The sequence below is a fragment of the Streptomyces sp. NPDC090108 genome (genome assembly GCF_044747185.1).
Lineage (GTDB): Bacteria > Actinomycetota > Actinomycetes > Streptomycetales > Streptomycetaceae > Streptomyces.
The window spans coordinates 998,895-1,017,056 of record NZ_JBIVDQ010000002.1; the positions used below are offsets into that span (position 1 = coordinate 998,895).

Consider the following 18,162-nt stretch of genomic DNA (forward strand, 5'->3'; position numbering starts at 1 on the left):
GCGGCCCCGCGAGGGGGCCGCGCCTCGACGTGCCGGGTCAGCAGGCGCCGACCCACTCCTCCGCGCCGTCCACGAAGATCTGCCGCTTCCAGATCGGCACCGTGTGCTTCAGGTCGTCGATCAGACGGCGGCAGGCGGCGAACGCCTCGGCGCGGTGCGGGCAGGAGACGGCGGTGATCACCGCGACGTCACCGATGGCCAGCAGGCCCGTGCGGTGCACGGCGGCCAGCGCGCGGACCGGGAACTCGGCGGCGACCTTCGCCGCCACCCGCTCCAGCTCGCGTTCGGCGGTCGGGTGGGCGCTGTACTCCAGCGCGGAGACCGGCTTGCCGCCGTCGTGGTCGCGCACCGTGCCGACGAAGAGCGCGGTGCCGCCCGCCGCGTCGTCGCCCACGGCGGCGTACACCTCGTCGAGCGACAGGGGGGTCTCGCGCAGGGACAGCAGGCGGATGGGGGTCGTCAGGGGCTGGGGTGTCTGCAGCATGGGGAATCCAGATTCAGGTCCGAGGTGCGGCTTGAGGTCGCAGTGCGGGTGCGGGTGCGGGTGCGGGGCGGGAACGGGGGAGCGGGAGCGGCGGCGCGGTGCCGGCGGGCGGACTCAGCCGCCCGCGAACGGGGGCAGCACCTCGACCGTGCCGCCCTCGGGGAGCACCACCGAGGCGTGGTCGCGGCCGCCCACCTGGTCGCCGTTCACCAGGATCGAGGAGACGGCCAGCACCTGGGCGAAGCGCGGCCGGTCGGCGTGCCGGGCCCGGGCCTCGTCCAGCGCCTCGCCGAGGGTCGACGCGCGGTACGGCTCCTCCGCCGTGCCGGCCGCGCCCTTGGCGGCCGCCCAGTAGCGGATGATCCCGGTGGGTGCTGTCGCAGTCTCCATGTCTGGTGCCTTCTTCGTCGGTGTGTCTCCGGCTCGTGGGCCGGCGGGTGTCGTCGGGTCGGGGGATCGGTGGAGCGGGGCGCGGGCCGCGGCGGCCCGTGGGGTCAGCGGCCGGGCAGCCGTACGACCTCCACGGCGGCCCCGGCGGCCACCCCGCCGGGCGGCAGCACGGCGAGGCCGTCGGCGAACGCCAGGCCGCGCAGCATCGCGGGGCCGCTGTACGGCAGGGGGGCCACCGTGCTCCCGGTCGCGCGGACCGGCAGCAGCTTGGTGTCGCGCGGGTGCCCCGGCAGGGCCTCGGCCGCGCTGAGCAGACACGGTTCGGTGTCCGCGTGCCCGCCCAGGTTCCGCAGCAGCGGGACGGCCAGGGTGACCATCCCGGCCACCGCGGCCAGCGGGTTGCCGGGCAGTCCCACCAGCCGCCGGGCCCGTCCGTCGGGAGCGGGCGGCAGCTCGGCGAGCAGCATGGGGTGGCCGGGCCGTACGGCGACGGAGTCGACCGGCAGCCGGGCGCCCAGCGCGCTCAGGGTGTCGTGCAGGAAGTCCACGGGGCCCGCGGCGGTGCTGCCGGTGGTGATCACGACGTCGGCCGTCGAGTCGCGTACCGCCTCGTGCAGCGGACCGAGTTCGTCCGCGATCCGGTGCCGGCCGGTCAGCTCCGCGCCCAGGCTCTCCAGCCACGGCGGCAGCAGGGGGCCGAGCGCGTCCCGGACGCGTCCGCCGCGCGGTACCCCGGAGTGGAGCAACTCGTCGCCGAGGACGAACAGTTCGACGCTCGGACGGCGGTGCACCAGCAGCCGGTCGTAGCCGGTCGCCGCGGCCAGGCCCAGCACGGCCGGGGTCACGGTGGTGCCGGCCGGGAGCAGCGGCTCACCGCTGCGGCACTCCTGGCCGCGCGGCCGCACGTCGCGCCCGCCGGCGAGGGGCTCCGGGCCGGGGGAGCGGTCGTGCAGGACGCCCTGGCCGTCCGCCTCCCCGTGCTCGCGGCGCAGTACGGCGGTCGCGCCCGGGGGCAGCGGCGCGCCGGTGGCGATGGGGATCGCCGTGTCCGGCCCGAGCGGTTCCGGCGAAGCGCCGGCCAGGATGCCGGCACCACCCAGCCGCCAGGGCCCGGGGCCGGACACGGCCCAGCCGTCCATCGCCGAGGTGGCGAACGACGGCAGGTCGGTGAGCGCGGTCAGCGGCTCGGCCAGGGCGTGGCCGAGGGAGTCCGCCAGGGTGCGCGGAACGGCGTGCAGGGGCTGCCCGGCCGCGGCGCGTGCCGCCGACCGGGCCTGCTCCCAGCCCGTGTGGGCCGGGTGCGCGCCGTGTCCGGCGGCGCCGCCCGTGCCGTTCGTGGGGTCCGTGTTCACGGGGCTGTGGAGTCGTTCTCGTGCTCGGCCGCCCAGCGCCCGGCCAGCTTCGTCATCAGCGCGTCGGCCTCGGAGACCGCCGCCGGGCCGCCGCCGCGCAGCGCCGCGGCGTAGCCGACCAGGAACGAGGTGATCGGCGCGGCGGGGCGCGCCACCTCATGGGCGACGACCTTGGTCATGTCCAGCAGTTCCTTGACATCGACGTCGAGATCGATGCCGAGTTCGGCCTTGGCGGCGTCGATCCATTCGTACATCCGGCTCATGGTGTCGTCCTCGCAGTCGTGCGGTCGGGTCGGGTGTCGGGTGGTGTCCGGGGGGAGTGGTGCGGGGGAGATCCGAGGGGTGGTCAGCCGCCGATGGCCGACATCGGGCGGTCGGGCCGGCGGAAGTCCTCGCTGTTGATGGCGTGGCCGCGGGCCTTGCCGCCGATGCAGGACCGCCAGGCCGCCTCCACCGCGTCGTCGTCGGCTCCGCCGCGCAGCAGCGCCCGCAGGTCCGACTCCTCGGTGGCGAACAGGCAGTTGCGCAGCTGGCCGTCGGCGGTGAGCCGGACACGGTCGCAGCTTCCGCAGAACGGGCGGGTGACGCTGGCGATCACGCCCACCACCGAGTCCGTTCCGTCGATCCGCCACTCCTCGGCCGGCGCGTTGTCCTCCCGGCCGACCGGGGTGAGGGAGAAGCGCTCGCCGATCCGCTCCAGGATCTCCTCGGCGGTGACCATCCGGTCGCGTTCCCAGGCGCCCTGCGCGTCCAGCGGCATCGACTCGATGAACCGCATGCGGTAGCCGTTGTCGACGGCGAAGGCCACCAGGTCGGCGATCTCGTCGTCGTTGACCCCGCGCACCGGGACCGCGTTGACCTTGACCGGGTCGAGACCGGCCTCGTGCGCGGCCCGCAGGCCCGCCAGCACGTCGGCCAGCCGGTCGCGCCGGGTGATGGCGGCGAAACGCTCCGGGCGCAGGGTGTCCAGGCTGACGTTGACGCGGCTCAGGCCGGCCTCGCGCAGCGCGGTCGCGCAGCGGGCCAGGCCGATGCCGTTGGTGGTGATGGAGAGTTCGGGGGCCGGGTCCAGGGCGGTGAGCCGGGCGATCAGGTCCGGCAGGCCGCGCCGCACCAGCGGTTCGCCGCCGGTCAGCCGGACCTCGGTGATGCCGAGGCGCTCGGTGGCCACGCGGACCAGGCGCACGATCTCGTCGTCGCCGAGGATCTCGTCCTTGGGCAGCCACGCCAGGCCCTCGGCCGGCATGCAGTACGTGCAGCGCAGGTTGCAGCGGTCCGTCAGGGACAGCCGCAGGTCGGTGTGGACACGGCCGAACCGGTCCAGAAGGGGCCGCGGAGCGGGGCGCGCGAGTTCGGCGGAGCCGAGCCGAAGCGGACCGGCGCCGGCGGCTTCGCTGTGCTGGTCGGTGTGCTTTCGGTACACGGTCCTGCCTTCTTCCTCTGCTGCCCGGAGCCGGTCGTACGGTGCGGGATCCTCCGCGGGGAGGCGGTCTTATGGTCGTATGGTGCGTGATCCGGGGCGGTGACGGTCCGGCACGGCGCGCCGGAGCGGCGACATCGGCGTGGTCCGCCGGTCCGCCGGGGCGTCCGGCGGGGTCCGCCCGGACCGTCGCGGCCGGTCGGGCCGGTCGAGTCGTTCCGGTCACCCGGGGGTGGGCCCGTCCGCGCGGGCGGGCCGGTGCCGGCGGGCCGCAGTCCGCCGTACCGGTGTGAGCGGGGTCCGCCGGGCCGGCGCGAGCGCGGCACGTCCCGATGATGATCTCGGGAAGCGGACCGGCCTTCGTACATCGCCACGCCGTCGCCTGCCCCGCCCGCCCGGCCGCGGACCGCGCGCGGGGCGCGGCCCGCGGCGGCGCGGGGGAGCGGACGGGAGACGGGGGACGTCATCACGGACCGGGTTCTCAGCGAGCCGCGTGGCTGCCGTGGACGGGGCCGTGCACGACCGGCGCGGGAATGTGCTGCACGCCGATCCGCTTGCGGAACACCCAGTAGGTCCAGCCCTGGTAGAGCAGCACCAGCGGGGTGGCGAAGCCCGCGACCCAGGTGATGATGCCGAGCGTGTACGGGCCCGCCGCGGCGTTGGTGGCGGTCAGGCTCCAGGCCGCGTTCAGGCTGGACGGCATGACCTCGGGGAACAGGGCGAGGAACAGCATCGCCGTGGCCGCCACCACGCTCAGGCCGGAGCAGACGAACGCCCGCCCCTCGCGCTGGGCGAAGTTGAAGCCCAGTGCCGCCACGATCGCCAGGACGGCGATCACCTCGGCGACCAGGCTGCGCGGGTTGCCTGTCTGGACCTGGGTCCAGGTCAGGAAGGCCAGCAGCAGGGCGATGACCACCACGCCGAGCTTCTGGGCCAGGTGCCTGGCCCGGTGCCGGATGCTGCCGACGGTCTTCAGCGAGGCGAACACGGCCCCGTGGAAGGTGAACAGCACGGTCGTCGTGACGCCGCCCAGGATGGCGTACGGGTGGACCAGGTCGGACAGACCGCCGCGGAACTGGTGGTCGGAGCCGATCGGCAGGCCGTGGACCATGGCGGCGAACAGCAGGCCCCAGATGAAGGCCAGCACCAGGGAGGTGAGGAAGATGATCGCTTCCCAGTTGCGCTTCCAGCGCTCACCGTTGCGCTTGGCCCGGTACTCGAAGGCCACGACGCGCAGGATCAGGCAGAGCAGGATGACGAACATCGGCAGGTAGAAGCCGCTGAACAGGGTGGCGTACCAGTCGGGGAAGGCCGCGAAGGTCGCGCCGGCCGCGGTGACCAGCCAGACCTCGTTGCCGTCCCAGACGGGGCCGATGGTGTTGATGAGGACGCGGCGCTCGTCCTCCCCGCGGGCCAGGACGCGCGTGAGGATGCCTATGCCGAAGTCGAAGCCTTCGAGGAAGAAGTAGCCGACCCACAACAGGGCGATGACGAAGAACCACAGATCATGGAGATGCACGGATCCGGTCTTTCTCTCTCAGTACGCGAAGGCGAGCGGCTTGTCGGGGTTCTGCTCGGCGCCCGGCTCCGTGGATCCGCCGCCCATCTTGATGTCGCGCATCGGCGGCCGGTCGGAGGTGACCGGACCGGCGCCGGCGTACTTGACCAGCAGCTTGAGCTCGACGACGGCCAGCGCGATGTAGAGCAGGGCGAAGCCGATCAGCGTGATGAGCTGCTCGGTGAGCGAGACGTTCGGCGAGACGGCGTCGACGGTGCGCAGCAGGCCGGTGACGGCCCACGGCTGACGGCCCATCGCGGTGAAGATCCAGCCGAAGGAGTTGGCGATCACCGGGAAGGCGAGGGTGAAGATCAGCGCACGCCAGACCAGGCCGGTGATGGCCGGGGCGAGTTCGCGCTTCTTGGTCAGCATCATGCGCGGCACGTCGAAGGAGCCGGTGCGGAACTCGGGAGCCAGCCAGAACTTCCGCCGCGTCAGCCACAGTCCGGCCGCGCCGAGCGAGAAGGAGGTCATGCCGAACAGGATCATCGCCCGGAAGCCCCAGTACGTCATGGGGATGTTCGGCATGTACGAGGAGGGGCTGCCGCCGTACTGGGCGGCCTCGGCCTTCGCGGTGTCGTTGATGCCGGGGACCGCCGAGTGGAAGTCCTTGTGCGCGAGGAAGGACAGCAGGCCGGGAACCTGCACGTCCACGCTGTTGCGGTGGTTGGCCACGTCCGGGACGGAGAAGGCGGAGAAGGGGGCCGGAGCCTCCTTGTCCCACAGCGCCTCGGCGGAGGCCATCTTCATCGGCTGCTGCTCGAACATGACCTCGCCGAGCTTGTCACCGCTGATCGCGGTGCCCAGACCGAAGACCACGGCCAGCACGAGACCGAGCCGCAGCGACGTGCGCATGGCCGCGACCTGCTTGAGGTCGGTCGGACGGCCGGCGCGCTGACGGCGGGCGGCACGCCACAGGTGGATGGCGGAGATGCCCATGACGAAGGCCGCGCCGGTGAGGAACGAGGCGGTCAGGGTGTGCGCGACGACCACCAGGTTCAGCTTCTGGAAGAGCACCGCGGCGATGTCCGTCAGATGCGCCTTGCCGCCGGTCCTGTCGAGCCGGTAGCCCACCGGGTTCTGCATGAAGGAGTTGGCGGCGAGGATGAAGTACGTCGACAGGATCGTGCCGATCGAGACCATCCAGATGCACGCGCAGTGGATCTTCTTGGGCAGCTTGTCCCAGCCGAAGATCCACAGGCCGATGAAGGTGGACTCGAAGAAGAAGGCCAGCAGGGCCTCCAGCGCGAGGGGGGCGCCGAAGACGTCACCGACGAAGCGGGAGTAGGCGGACCAGTTCATGCCGAACTGGAACTCCTGCACCAGCCCGGTGGCGACACCCATGGCTATGTTGATCAGGAAGAGCTTGCCCCAGAACTTGGTGGCGTGGAAGTACTTGGTCTTCCCCGTGCGCACCCAGGCGGTCTCCAGGCCGGCGGTGATCGCGACCAGGCTGATGGTGAGGGGCACGAACAGGTAGTGGTAGACGGTCGTCATTCCGAACTGCCATCGCGCGATGGTGTCCGGGGCCAGTGCCAGGTGCACGGCGGGTCTCTCCTCACTCCACGGCGCCGCTCGCGAAGCCGAGCCGGGCCACCGCCAGAGGGTGAATGTGGATATGTCGGGAATCAACCCCAAGGTGACATTTCGTGCGTCACCTTCGAGTGTGATACGGGTGCTGTGCCTGCGGAGTCTTTTCCGCGGCGGTCAATGCTTGATTACTGTGCGCTCGCCAGCGTCGACGAATTCGTCCGCCAAGTCAAAGAAGGGCGGTCGATCGCGCAATAGGCGGCACTTATCTCTCGCCGACAGGTGGCGTCGAGGTCGGTGTCCGGTCGAACATTATGCCTGGTCGGGGCGGGTGTCATCTGGCGGGGTCCGGTTCGGGTCGGGCTCCGGACGGGCTCCCGGGGCTAGCGCTTCAGCGAGGGGCCGGGTGAATATGAGATGCTCCGATCCGGGGAGAGAAGGTAGATAAGCGGCGCCTATCGCGTGATCGGAATTGCCTCTTTGACTTTCCCTGCGGAAATGAAACAAACTGCCGTTGCAGCGGGATTCGGAAATCGAGACTCGCGGAAGACGCGGACGACGCAGGGAGGAAGAGTGCGGGACCTGACGCGGCACACCGGCCCGGGACCCCACTCGCCGGCGGCGCGGACCGTCACGGCCGTTCCGGCCGCAGCGGCACTCACGTCCTCGAACCCCCCTCCGGGCTGACCCGCCTGCCGAGGCGCCCGCCCGCTCGCCCCCGGATCCGAGGAGACATGTCCCTCCCGGGGAGCACGAGCGGCCCGCCCTCGGCGACACGCGTCTCCCCGTCGACCGGAACCCGCCTGTACAGGCGTATGTCAGAAAGAGGCAGAGCACATCATGAGCAGCAGCATCGAGGATCCGATCGACGACCTCACGGTCACGCCGCCCAAGAAGTGGGCGACGGGTCTCCCCGCCGTGACGCACGCGCTGGAGTACTCCCTTAGCCAGACGTCCCCGCGGCGCACCATGCTGACGCTGCTGAACATCAACCAGGTCGACGGCATCGACTGCCCGGGCTGCGCGTGGCCCGAGGACAAGAAGCGGCACTTCAACGAGTACTGCGAGAACGGCGCCAAGCACATCAACGACGAGGCCACCTCGCGCCGCGTCACCCGTGACTTCTTCCGCCAGCACTCGATCGCCGAGCTGGACTCCAAGTCGGACTACTGGCTGAACCAGCAGGGCCGCCTCACCGAGCCGATGATCAAGCGTCCCGGCGCCACCCACTACGAGCCGGTCAGCTGGGACGAGGCCCTCTCCCTGCTCGCCCGCGAACTGCGCGCGCTGGACCACCCCGACGAGGCGATGTTCTACGTCTCGGGCCGGCTGAACAACGAGGCCGCGTTCCTCCTCCAGCTGTTCTCCCGCGCCTTCGGCACCAACAACCTGCCGGACTGCTCCAACATGTGCCACGAGTCCACCGGCTGGGGCCTCGGCCAGTCCCTGGGCATCGGCAAGGGCAGCGTCTCGCTGGACGACATCCACCACTCCGACCTGATCTTCCTGGTCGGCCAGAACCCGGGCACCAACCACCCGCGCATGCTCGCCGCGCTGGAGGAGACCAAGCGCAACGGCGGCGAGATCGTCGCGGTCAACACCCTGCCCGAGGCCGGTCTCATCCGGTTCAAGCACCCGCAGAAGGCCCGCGGTGTGCTCGGCAACGGCACCGCGCTCGCCGACCAGTTCGTGCACATCCGCGCCGGCGGCGACATGGCCCTCTTCCAGGGCCTCAACAAGCTGCTCCTCGACGCCGAGGACCAGGCCCCGGGCACCGTGCTCGACCACACGTGGATCAACAAGAACTCCATAGGCTTCGAGCAGTTCAGCGAGAACGTACGCAAGATCTCCTGGGACGACATCCTCGACGCCACGGGCATGACCATGGCCGAGATCGAGGAGCTCCACCAGCGGGTCATGAAGAGCAAGAGCGCCATCGTCTGCTGGGCGATGGGCGTGACGCAGCAGAAGCACGGTGTCGCCACCATCCGCGAGATCGTCAACTTCCTGATGCTGCGCGGCAACATCGGCAAGCCGGGCGCGGGCGTCTGCCCCGTCCGCGGCCACAGCAACGTGCAGGGCGACCGCACCATGGGCGTCTGGGAGCAGATGTCCGACGCGTTCCTCGACGCGCTCGGCCGCGAGTTCGACTTCAGCCCGCCGCGGCACCACGGCTACGACGCCGTGCAGGGCATCAAGGCCATGCACGACGGCAAGGCCAAGGTCTTCCTCGGCGTGGCCGGCAACTTCGTCCGGGCGACCCCGGACAGCGAGTACACCGAGCGGGCGATGCGCAACTGCCGCCTGACCGCGCACATCTCCACCAAGCTCAACCGCTCCCACACCGTCTGCGGTGAGTACGGTCTGATCCTCCCGACGCTGGGCCGCAGCGACCGGGACTACCAGAACGGCGTCGAGCAGTGGATCTCCGTCGAGGACTCGATGAGCGACGTGCACCGCTCGCACGGCAAGCTGCCCCCGGCGTCCAAGCACCTGCTCAGCGAGGTCTCGATCATCTCGCGCCTGGCCCGCAAGACCCTCGGCGTCGAGTCGAACATCCCGTGGGAGGAGCTGGAGGCCGACAACGACAAGATCCGTGACCGGATCTCCCGCGTCGTCCCGGGCTTCGAGAACTTCAACGAGCGCCTCCGCCAGCCCGGTGGCTTCAACCTGGGCAACCCGGTCAACAAGGACGTGTTCCCCACCCCGAGCGGCAAGGCCGTCTTCTCGGCCAGCGAGTTCTACGTCCCGCACGTGCCCGACGGCCACCTGCTGCTGCAGACGACCCGCTCGCACGACCAGTGGAACACCATCTGGTACGCCAACAACGACCGTTACCGCGGCATCCACAACGCCCGCCGCGTCGTGATGGTCAACCCCGCCGACCTGGAGGCCTTCGGCTTCAAGGACGGCGACATGGTCGACCTGGTCAGCATCTGGCACGACAAGGAGCGCCGCGCCGAGAACTTCAAGGTCGTGGCCTACCCGGCCAGCCGCGGTTCCGCCGCCGCCTACTACCCGGAGACCAACGTCCTGGTCCCGTTGGACAGCACCGCTGACATCAGCAACTGTCCGACGTCCAAGGGCGTCGTGATCCGCCTCGAGCACGCCCGAGTCACGACGGGCGTCGCACACGCCGGCTGAGCGGACCGGTGGCCACTCCCGTCCACGGTCAGGGGGGAGTGGCACGTGCGCCTCGGACGGCCCGGGGTCCCGCTGCAGGAGCGGGGCCCCGGGCCGCACGGGGATCTCCCGGGGGCCGGCCACCATGCCGGTCCGTCCGGCTCGGACACCGCCACGCGGTACCTCCGAACACCCCCACGCAGCACGCCTGAACAGCCCGCGCGCCACTCCTGAACAGCGCCTGAACGGCCCCCGCGGGTGACCGGCCGGAGACGGCCGCGCCCACCGGGCCCCCGTCACGGCCGCGCGCACCGCCCCCACCGGACCCCCGTCACGGTCGCGCGCATCCGCCCCCACCGGGCCGGAGCGGCCACGCGACACCCGGACCCGTCACGGCCGGCGAAGCACCACTCACTGATGTCCACCGCGTCTCGACGCGTACAGAAAGGTACTTCCCGGCATGCCAGCCACTCGCGACGCGCACGGATGGTTTCCGGCGGCTGCCGCGGTATCCGCTGCTGGATGGGGTGCGAACCAGTTCACCCCGCTCTCGATGGTGTACCGGGCGCAGCGGCACTGGGCCGCGGTCCCGGTCGCCTCCATGTTCACCACCTACCTGCTGGGCTTCCTGCCCGCCCTGCTGCTCGGCGGCCCCGCCGCGAACCGCTGGGGACGGCGGCGCGTCGTACGTCCCGCCCTGGTGCTGTCGGCGGCCGCCAGCCTCCTGCTGGCCACGGCGGCCCTGCTCCAGCCCCTTGTCTACGTCAGCCGCCTGCTCACCGGCGTCGCGGCCGGACTCGTCCTGTCGGCGGGCACCACCTGGCTCCAGGAACTGTCGGCCGCCTCGGGCAGCCCGGACGCCGGCGGCCGCCGGGCGACCTACGCGACCGGAGGCGGCTTCGCCGCCGGCGCGTTGATCGCGGGCGTCCTCACCGAATGGCTGCCCCTGCCACTGCTGCTGCCCTGCCTCGTGCACGCGCTGCTGGCCCTGGCACTCGTCCACGCGACCCGCGGCCTGCCCGAGACGGCGGTACCCCGCGCGGTCACCGTGCCGGAACCGGGGCCGGCCCGCCGACGCCGGTGTCCCTTCATGCACCCGCGCTTCATCGGGGTCGTGCTCCCGGCCGGCCCGGCGGTCTTCGCCGCCTCGACCGTGGCCTACGTCGTGCTGCCCCCGCTCGTCGCCAACCGGACCCTCGGGTACGCGCCGGTGTTCAGCGGGGCCGTCACGGCACTCACGCTCGCGGTCGGCATCGGCGTCCAGCCCCTGGCCGCCCGGCTCGACCACGCGCGCAGCGCGCGGGCCACCCTCGTGGCCATGCTGACGGTGATCGGCGGCCTCCTGGTCAGCGCGCTCGCCGTGCACTGGAACTCGGCCGGTCTGGTGCTGACCGCCGCGGTCCTCCTGGGCGCCGGTTACGGCCTCACCCTGTCCTCGGGTCTCAGGGAGATCCGGCGACTCGCCCCGCCCGGGACCAGGGCGTCGGCCGTCTCCCTCTACCACGGCGTCACCTACAGTGGATTTCTGACCCCGCTGCTGCTCGCCGTCACCGCCAGATCAGCCCCCTACCCCGCCCTGCTGGCGGGCCTGGCCGCCATCGGCCTACTGTGCCTCATGATCACGGCTTGGCACAGCCGCCGGCACCTTCCCTGACGGCACGGCGGGCGACGGCCGCACCGGCCGCACGATCCGCCGCACCGCGACGACACCATCCACCCACCGGAGGCCCGGGACCGGCCCGCCGCCCCCGTCGAAACGACACACCGGCACGACACCCTCGCAGCCGGACCCCGAGGAGAGGAACAAGACCATGGGACGAGTGACCGCGCGGCGACGGGTGCTCCGCATTCGCGACGGCGTCTCCTCATACCGCCCGGACACGCTGGCCGCCGAGGAGCCGATGGAGATCCGGGTCGACGGACGCCCCCTCACCGTGACCATGCGCACCCCGGGCGACGACTTCGACCTCGCGGCCGGCTTCCTGGTCAGCGAGGGCGTGGTGCACAAGGAGAGCGACGTCGCCGGCATCCGCTACTGCGCGGGTGCCACCTCCGACGGCGGCAACACCTACAACGTGGTCGACGTCGTCCTCGGCGCGGGTGTCGAGGCCCCCGACGCCTCCCTGGAGCGCAACTTCTACACCACGTCCTCCTGCGGACTGTGCGGCAAGGCCAGCCTGGACGCGGTGCGCACCACGGCCGCCTGGACCGTCGAGGACGACCGGCTGAACGTCGGCCCGGAGATGCTGGCCTCGCTGCCCAACAAGCTGCGCGCCGCCCAGAAGGTCTTCGACAGCACCGGCGGTCTGCACGCGGCTGGACTGTTCTCCTCCGACGGCGAGCTGCTGTGCCTGCGCGAGGACGTGGGCCGCCACAACGCCGTGGACAAGGTCGTCGGCCACGCCCTGCGGGAGGGCATGCTGCCGCTGCGCGGAAGCATGCTGATGGTCAGCGGCCGCGCCTCGTTCGAGCTGGTGCAGAAGGCCGTGATGGCCGGCATCCCGCTGCTCGCCGCCGTCTCGGCCCCGTCCTCGCTGGCCGTCGACCTGGCCGCCGAGAGCGGACTGACCCTGGTCGGCTTCCTGCGCGGCAACTCCATGAACGTCTACACCGGCGCCGAGCGCCTGGAGCCGCAGCCCGTCGCCTGAGCCCCGGATGCGCCGGATGCCGTCTCCCCTCGTCCCGTGCGGGTGAGGGGAGACGGCATCCGGCGCATCCGCGCCGCGTACGGCGCCCCGGCTACGGCATCGAGGTCTCGCCCGGGAGCCGCTCCAGGGCGGTGGCCATGTCGGTGTGTTCGGCGATCTCCGTCAGGGCGCGCGCCATGACCGAGCCCGGCTTCTGCGCCGTGGTCACCAGTCCGACCGGCATCGTCCAGGAGGGCTGCACCAGCGGCACCGCGCGCATCCCGTGCGGCACGCCGAAGACATGGAGCCACGCGTGCGGCACGATGCTCGCCCAACGGCCCGTGCGGACGTGCGCGAACAGCGCGGCCACCGAGTCGGTCTCGATCCGCGGCGAGGGCGACGCCCCGGCCTGCGCGAAGACGTCGTCCAGCACCCGGCGGCCCTGCATCGCCTCGGTCAGCAGGCACAGCGGCAGCCGCGCGGCCTCCGCCCACGTGGCCTTCGACTGGTGGGCGAGACCGTCCGCGGCCGTGACCAGGAGGACATAACGCTCCTGATAGAGCGGAATCGCGTGGAAATTGTCGGAGAGATCCTCGGGGAGGTAGGTGATTCCCGCGTCGATCTCGAAATTCTGCAGCTGGCGCAGAATGTCCTCCGACTGGAGGTCCGCTATCACCTCGACGGTGACCAGCGGGTGCTCCGTGCAGAACGGTCCCGTCAGCTCCGACACCGCGGCCGAGGCGGTCGGGATCGACCCGATCCGCATCCGGCCGCTGAGACCGCTGCGCAGGGCGCCGACCTCGTCCCTCAGGGCGTCACGGTCGGCGAGGATGCGCTGCGCCCATACCACGATGCGCTCACCCTCCGGAGTGAGGCCCTCGTATTTGCGGCCGCGCCGGACCAGTGGAACGTCAAGTTCCTCCTCCAGCTTGCGGATTCCCTCCGACAGCGCGGGCTGGGAGACGAAGCAGGCCGATGCGGCGCGGGCGAAATGATGCTCCCGGGAGAGCGCGACGAGATACTCGAGTTGGCGAAACAGCACTCCATGGGTTTACCGGACAGCTCCGCGGAAATCCAATCGGGTCCCGTTCCGTGTGTCGCCCGGGTCCGCCCGGACGGACCCCCGGCCGGGCGCGTCCCGTGACACCCCGCGGGGTGCGTCGGCGCAGGCCGGGCCGCCGGGAGTCGCGGCACCCGGCGGCCGGCGGGGTTCGGGAATCCATGAAATCCGCACTTTATCCAGCACCCTTCCGATAGGCGGCCCCTTTCTTCCGATAGGCCGTACTTGATCTACGATTTGTTAGAATTGGCGCGCCATGCCGAAGAGCCGCGAAGACTTCTCCCAGCTGATCGCCGGACTGACCCGGGTCCTCTCGCCGCGCGGCTCGTTCGCCATGGCCAAGATCAGCGGAGCGCTCCCTTTCGCGCTGCGGGCGGCGGTGACCATGGCGCTGCCCACCCTGCCGCTGGTGCTGGCGGGACGGCCCGACCTCGCGCTCTTCCCGGCGCTCGGCGCGTTCACCATCACCTTCGAGCGCAGCCTCCCCCCGCTGCGCCGGCGCCGGCTGTGGCTGCTGGGGATCGTCGCCCTGGCGATGACGGCGGCGGTGGGCCTCGGTTCCCTCCTCGCGGTGTGGGCCGGCCCCTCGGGTCCCTGGTTCCAGGGCGTGGCGGCCGTCGCGGGCATGGCGGCGGTGGCCGGACTCGCCAAGTTCGGGTGCGACTACGCCGGACTGCGCGGGCTCGGAGCGGTGCTGATGCTCTTCAGCTTCGCCGTCACGGCCGAAGCCCCGACCCAGCTCTCCCAGGTGCTCCCGCACACGGCGCTGACCGCCCTCGGAGCCGCCGTCGCCTGGCTCATGTGCCTGCCCAACTCGCTCCAGCCCCGGCGGCTGCGGCTGCTCGCCCTGGCCGACGCGCTCCAGGCCTTCTCCACCGCGCTCGACGCCGTGGGACCGAGCAGGACCTCCAAGGCCCGCAGGCAGGCGCTCGCGGCGGCGCTGCGGGCCCACTACGCGCTGAACGACGCCGACGTGGACCTCGACGGCCCGCAGGACGGGGAGGACGCCGAGTTCTCCGCCGACTACGTGTGGGCGCTGCTGACCACCGACGCCTGGCAGTCGGCCAGGGGAGCCGCCCTCTCCCGCCACCTGCGGGAGCAGGCACGGCACCTGGCCGAACGGCGCTGGCACCTGCTGAAGCCGCTCCCGCACGACCTGCGCCCGCGGTCCTCCCGGGCGGGCGGCGTTCCCGCCGCCGACGGGGCGCCCACGGCCGACGCCGAAGAGCCGCCCCCCGCCAGCGCCTCCGTCGCGCCCGCCTCCCACGCCCCCGCGGGGGTCCCCCGGCCGAAGCGCAGCGGTGCCGGCCGGCGCAGGGCCGCGGCGCTGCTGCCGAACGCCGTGCGCACCGCCGTGGGCACCGGCGCCGCCGGCGGCCTGGCGCTCTTCCTCGGCGTCGGGCACAGCTACTGGGCGGCGATCTCGGCCGCCGCCGTCCTGCACTCGGTCAGCGCGTGGAGCACCGTGCAGCGCTCCGTGCAGCGCACCCTCGGCACCGCGATCGGCCTGCTGCTGACGGCCGCCGCCCTGGTCCCGCATCCGGGCCCGGTACCCATCATCTGCATGATCATCGTGTGCGAGTTCTTCCTGGAGTACCTGGTCGCCCGCAACTACGGCCTGGGGGTCGTCTTCCTGACCCCGCTGGCGCTGCTGCTGAGTGAACTGCACACGCCGATCTCGGCGGACCAGCTGCTGCACGACCGGGTCGTCGGCAGCGCCATCGGTATCTGCGTCGGCCTCGCCGCCGCCCTGCTGCTGGTGCACAACCGCGCCGCCGCACGCCTGCGCGACGCGCTGACCGCCTGCGCCAGGGAGGCGTCCCGGGCGGAACACGCGCTCTACGGCTCGCTGGAACGGCGCCGTGTCGCCCAGGTGCACCTGGCCGCCGCCCTCGTGGACCTCTACGAGGCCAGGGACGCGGCGACCGGCGAGCTGAAACCGACCCGGGTCGACCCCGCCGCCGTGGCGGACGTCGAAGACCGCGCGTACGACGTGCTGAGCAGGCTCAGCCAGGTCGTCCTGCAGAGCGTGCACCCGGAAGACTCCGCACCCCCGTCGGGTCCGGAGGCTCCGGCGGCCGGGTCCTGACACCCAGGCCCCTGACACGCCGGCCCCTGCCGCGCCCCCGGCCCGCCTCCCTCCGCGCCCCCGCGGCTCCGCCTGCCTCGCGCGGTACGAGGTCCCACCTGCCCTTCTTCCGGTCCCCGCACCCTGCGGCCATGCCCAAGTGACCTAGGCTGAGCCCCACTTGCGGCAGGCGAGTGCCGCGAGTCGACCTGGAACACTGGGAGTTGCGATGAGCCGAGACACGTCGGGACAGTCCGCCGGAGGCGCCGAGGCGCGACGGTCCCCGGAATTCCGTCCGTACCATCACCCGGCGGCGGGCTGGGGAGCCGCCAAGAGCGTGTCACGCTTCCTGATACGCGAGGGCGAACTCGTGGACGGGCCGAGGGCCATCCAGAAGATGAACCACGAGGGCAAGGGGTTCGACTGCCCGGGGTGCGCGTGGCCGGACGACCTGAAGGGCCTCAAGCTCGACATCTGCGAGAACGGGATCAAGCACGTCACCTGGGAGATGACCCGGGGCCGCGTCGACCCCGCCTTCTTCGCCGCGCACACGGTCACCGAACTCGCCGCGTGGAGCGACGCCGCGCTGGAGGCCCAGGGCCGGCTGACCCACCCCATGCGCTACGACGCCGACACCGACACCTACGTGCCCGTCTCCTGGCAGGACGCCTTCGACCTGGTCGGCCGCACCCTGCGCGGCCTCGACGACCCCGGCGAGGCCGCCTACTACACCTCCGGACGGCTCGGCAACGAAGCGACCTTCCTGTACCAGCTGATGGCGCGCGAGCTGGGCACGAACAACCTCCCCGACTGCTCCAACATGTGCCACGAGGCCAGCGGCCGCGCCCTCCAGGCGGCCCTCGGCACCGGCAAGGGAACCGTCGACCTGAAGGACTGGGAGGCCACCGACGCGCTGTTCATCATGGGCGTCAACGCGGCCTCCAACGCCCCGAGGATGCTCACCTCGCTGGCCGAGGCGTACAAGCGCGGCGCGCAGATCGTGCACATCAACCCGCTCGTCGAGGCCGCCGCGCGCCGCACGATCATCCCGCACGACTTCGTCGACATGGCCCTCAACCGGTCCACCCCCACCAGCACGCTGAACCTCCAGCCGCGCATCGGCGGTGACATGGCCCTGCTGCGCGGCATGGCGAAGGCGATCCTCGCCGAGGCGGAGCACCGGCCGCAGGCGCTGGACCGGCAGTTCATCGACCGCCACACCACGGGCTTCGAGGCGTATCGGGCCCTGTGCGAGTCGACCTCCTGGGAGGAGATCGAGCGGCAGAGCGGCCTCGGCCGCGACCGCGTCGAGGCGGCCGCCCGCGTCTACTGCGACGCCGACCGCAGCATCTTCAGCTGGTGCCTCGGCGTCACCCAGCACGAGCACGGTGTCGACACCATCCGCGAGATCGTCAACGTGCTCCTCCTGCGCGGCAACCTGGGCCGGGAGGGCGCCGGACCCTCACCGGTGCGCGGGCACAGCAACGTGCAGGGCAACCGTACGTGCGGCATCGACCACCGGCCGTCCAAGGAGTTCCTCGACCGCCTCGCCGAGGCCTGCGGCATCGACCCGCCCCGCGAACACGGCCTCGACACCGTCGCCACCATCGAGGCCATGCGGCGCGGCGAGGTCAAGGTGTTCGTCGGCATGGGCGGCAACTTCGCGCTCGCCGCGCCCGACACCGCGTACACCTTCGAGGCGCTGCGCGGCTGCGAGCTGACCGTGCAGGTCAGCACCAAGCTCAACCGCAGCCATCTGGTCCACGGACGTCAGGCGCTCATCCTGCCGTGCCTCGGCCGCACCGAGAAGGACATGCAGAAGAGCGGCGAGCAGTCCACCTCGGTGGAGGACGCCATGAGCATGGTCCACCTCTCCACGGGCATGAAGAAGCCCGCCTCCCCGCATCTGCTGTCGGAGCCCGCGATCATCGCCGGCATGGCCCGGGCCGCCCTGCCCGACAGCGCCACGCCGTGGGAGTCGTACGTCGAGGACTACGACCGGATCCGCGACACCATGGCCGGTGCCCTGGACGGCTTCGAGGACTTCAACCGCCGCGTCCGCCTCCCGCTGGGCTTCCGCATCAAGCAGCCCGCCCGCGAACTCGTCTTCCTCACGCCCTCGGGACGCGCGGAGTTCTCCGCCGCGCCACTGCCCGACGTGGTCCCGGCCGCGGGCACCCTCAAGCTGGGCACCATGCGCTCCCACGACCAGTGGAACACCACGGTCTACTCGGACGACGACCGCTACCGGGGCATCAAGAACCTGCGCACGCTGGTCTTCATGAACGAGGACGACATGCGCGAGCGCGGGCTGAGCCTCTTCGACGAAGTCGACATCACCAGCATCGCCAAGGACGGCACGACCCGCAGCCTGTACGGCTACAAGGCCGTCCCCTACGACATCCCGCAGGGGTGCGCCGCCGGGTACATGCCGGAGATGAACGTGCTGTGCGCGATCGGCGACTACAGCACACAGAGCGACCAGCCGCTGATGAAGAACGTCACCGTGACGGTGAACCCCGCCGGTGCGCCCGGCGACCGCTGACGCCG

General features: G+C 71.8%; 13 protein-coding genes. 5 read left to right on the forward strand and 8 right to left on the reverse strand.

Annotated features, from left to right (window positions below):
* Positions 1 to 37: 37 nt before the first annotated feature.
* From ACIPRD_RS09470 to ACIPRD_RS09500, 7 genes are all read right to left on the reverse strand, one after another.
* On the reverse strand, positions 38 to 484 hold the full coding sequence (locus ACIPRD_RS09470) for a molybdenum cofactor biosynthesis protein MoaE (RefSeq protein WP_356405170.1): 447 nt from the start codon (positions 482 to 484) through the stop codon (positions 38 to 40).
* A gap of 114 nt (positions 485 to 598) precedes the next feature.
* The gene (locus ACIPRD_RS09475) at positions 599 to 874 is read right to left on the reverse strand and encodes a MoaD/ThiS family protein (protein WP_356405172.1); all 276 of its coding nucleotides are present in this window, start codon (positions 872 to 874) and stop codon (positions 599 to 601) included.
* A gap of 104 nt (positions 875 to 978) precedes the next feature.
* A complete protein-coding gene (locus ACIPRD_RS09480) occupies positions 979 to 2,226 on the reverse strand; it encodes a molybdopterin molybdotransferase MoeA (RefSeq protein WP_401561569.1) in 1,248 nt (415 codons plus the stop codon).
* Positions 2,223 to 2,489 (reverse strand): DUF6457 domain-containing protein, encoded by a 267-nt coding sequence (locus ACIPRD_RS09485; RefSeq protein ID WP_356405176.1) that lies wholly within the window; start codon positions 2,487 to 2,489, stop codon positions 2,223 to 2,225. Before ACIPRD_RS09485 ends, ACIPRD_RS09480 begins: the two co-directional genes overlap by 4 nt.
* An 83-nt stretch (positions 2,490 to 2,572) precedes the next feature.
* Positions 2,573 to 3,550: a GTP 3',8-cyclase MoaA gene (gene moaA, locus ACIPRD_RS09490; RefSeq protein WP_401561912.1), complete on the reverse strand. Its 978-nt coding sequence runs from the start codon at positions 3,548 to 3,550 to the stop codon at positions 2,573 to 2,575.
* 577 nt (positions 3,551 to 4,127) lie between these two features.
* Complete coding sequence (cydB, locus tag ACIPRD_RS09495) at positions 4,128 to 5,165, reverse strand: cytochrome d ubiquinol oxidase subunit II (protein ID WP_356405178.1); 1,038 nt, start codon at positions 5,163 to 5,165, stop codon at positions 4,128 to 4,130.
* Positions 5,166 to 5,183: 18 nt separating this feature from the next.
* Positions 5,184 to 6,749, reverse strand: coding sequence for a cytochrome ubiquinol oxidase subunit I (locus ACIPRD_RS09500; RefSeq protein ID WP_401561573.1), 1,566 nt, complete (start codon positions 6,747 to 6,749; stop codon positions 5,184 to 5,186).
* A gap of 825 nt (positions 6,750 to 7,574) precedes the next feature.
* Here ACIPRD_RS09500 and ACIPRD_RS09505 point away from each other — a divergent pair.
* The 3 genes from ACIPRD_RS09505 to fdhD all read left to right on the forward strand — a co-directional run bounded on the left by ACIPRD_RS09505 (position 7,575) and on the right by fdhD (position 12,505).
* The gene (locus ACIPRD_RS09505; protein ID WP_356405182.1) at positions 7,575 to 9,878 is read left to right on the forward strand and encodes an FdhF/YdeP family oxidoreductase; all 2,304 of its coding nucleotides are present in this window, start codon (positions 7,575 to 7,577) and stop codon (positions 9,876 to 9,878) included.
* Positions 9,879 to 10,317: 439 nt separating this feature from the next.
* Positions 10,318 to 11,511: an MFS transporter gene (locus ACIPRD_RS09510; RefSeq protein ID WP_401561576.1), complete on the forward strand. Its 1,194-nt coding sequence runs from the start codon at positions 10,318 to 10,320 to the stop codon at positions 11,509 to 11,511.
* Between the two features lie 157 nt (positions 11,512 to 11,668).
* A complete protein-coding gene (gene fdhD / locus ACIPRD_RS09515; protein ID WP_356405186.1) occupies positions 11,669 to 12,505 on the forward strand; it encodes a formate dehydrogenase accessory sulfurtransferase FdhD in 837 nt (278 codons plus the stop codon).
* 91 nt (positions 12,506 to 12,596) lie between these two features.
* Here fdhD and ACIPRD_RS09520 read toward each other — a convergent pair whose 3' ends face one another.
* Positions 12,597 to 13,526, reverse strand: a complete 930-nt coding sequence (locus tag ACIPRD_RS09520; RefSeq protein WP_356405188.1) for a LysR family transcriptional regulator — start codon at positions 13,524 to 13,526, stop codon at positions 12,597 to 12,599.
* 274 nt (positions 13,527 to 13,800) lie between these two features.
* Between ACIPRD_RS09520 and ACIPRD_RS09525 the strand changes: the two genes are divergently transcribed.
* Both ACIPRD_RS09525 and ACIPRD_RS09530 read left to right on the forward strand, forming a co-directional pair.
* On the forward strand, positions 13,801 to 15,633 hold the full coding sequence (locus ACIPRD_RS09525; protein ID WP_401561580.1) for an FUSC family protein: 1,833 nt from the start codon (positions 13,801 to 13,803) through the stop codon (positions 15,631 to 15,633).
* A gap of 208 nt (positions 15,634 to 15,841) precedes the next feature.
* Positions 15,842 to 18,157, forward strand: a complete 2,316-nt coding sequence (locus ACIPRD_RS09530) for an FdhF/YdeP family oxidoreductase (protein ID WP_401561582.1) — start codon at positions 15,842 to 15,844, stop codon at positions 18,155 to 18,157.
* Positions 18,158 to 18,162: the final 5 nt, after the last annotated feature.

Excerpts from the sequence above, each read along its gene's own strand:
- ACIPRD_RS09470 (WP_356405170.1), bottom strand. The coding sequence starts at position 484 with ATGCTGCAGACACCCCAGCCCCTGACGACCCCCATCCGCCTGCTGTCC.
- ACIPRD_RS09475 (WP_356405172.1), bottom strand. The coding sequence starts at position 874 with ATGGAGACTGCGACAGCACCCACCGGGATCATCCGCTACTGGGCGGCC.
- ACIPRD_RS09485 (WP_356405176.1), bottom strand. The coding sequence starts at position 2,489 with ATGAGCCGGATGTACGAATGGATCGACGCCGCCAAGGCCGAACTCGGC.
- ACIPRD_RS09505 (WP_356405182.1), top strand. The coding sequence starts at position 7,575 with ATGAGCAGCAGCATCGAGGATCCGATCGACGACCTCACGGTCACGCCG.
- ACIPRD_RS09510 (WP_401561576.1), top strand. The coding sequence starts at position 10,318 with ATGCCAGCCACTCGCGACGCGCACGGATGGTTTCCGGCGGCTGCCGCG.
- fdhD (WP_356405186.1), top strand. The coding sequence starts at position 11,669 with ATGGGACGAGTGACCGCGCGGCGACGGGTGCTCCGCATTCGCGACGGC.
- ACIPRD_RS09525 (WP_401561580.1), top strand. The coding sequence starts at position 13,801 with ATGCCGAAGAGCCGCGAAGACTTCTCCCAGCTGATCGCCGGACTGACC.
- ACIPRD_RS09530 (WP_401561582.1), top strand. The coding sequence starts at position 15,842 with ATGAGCCGAGACACGTCGGGACAGTCCGCCGGAGGCGCCGAGGCGCGA.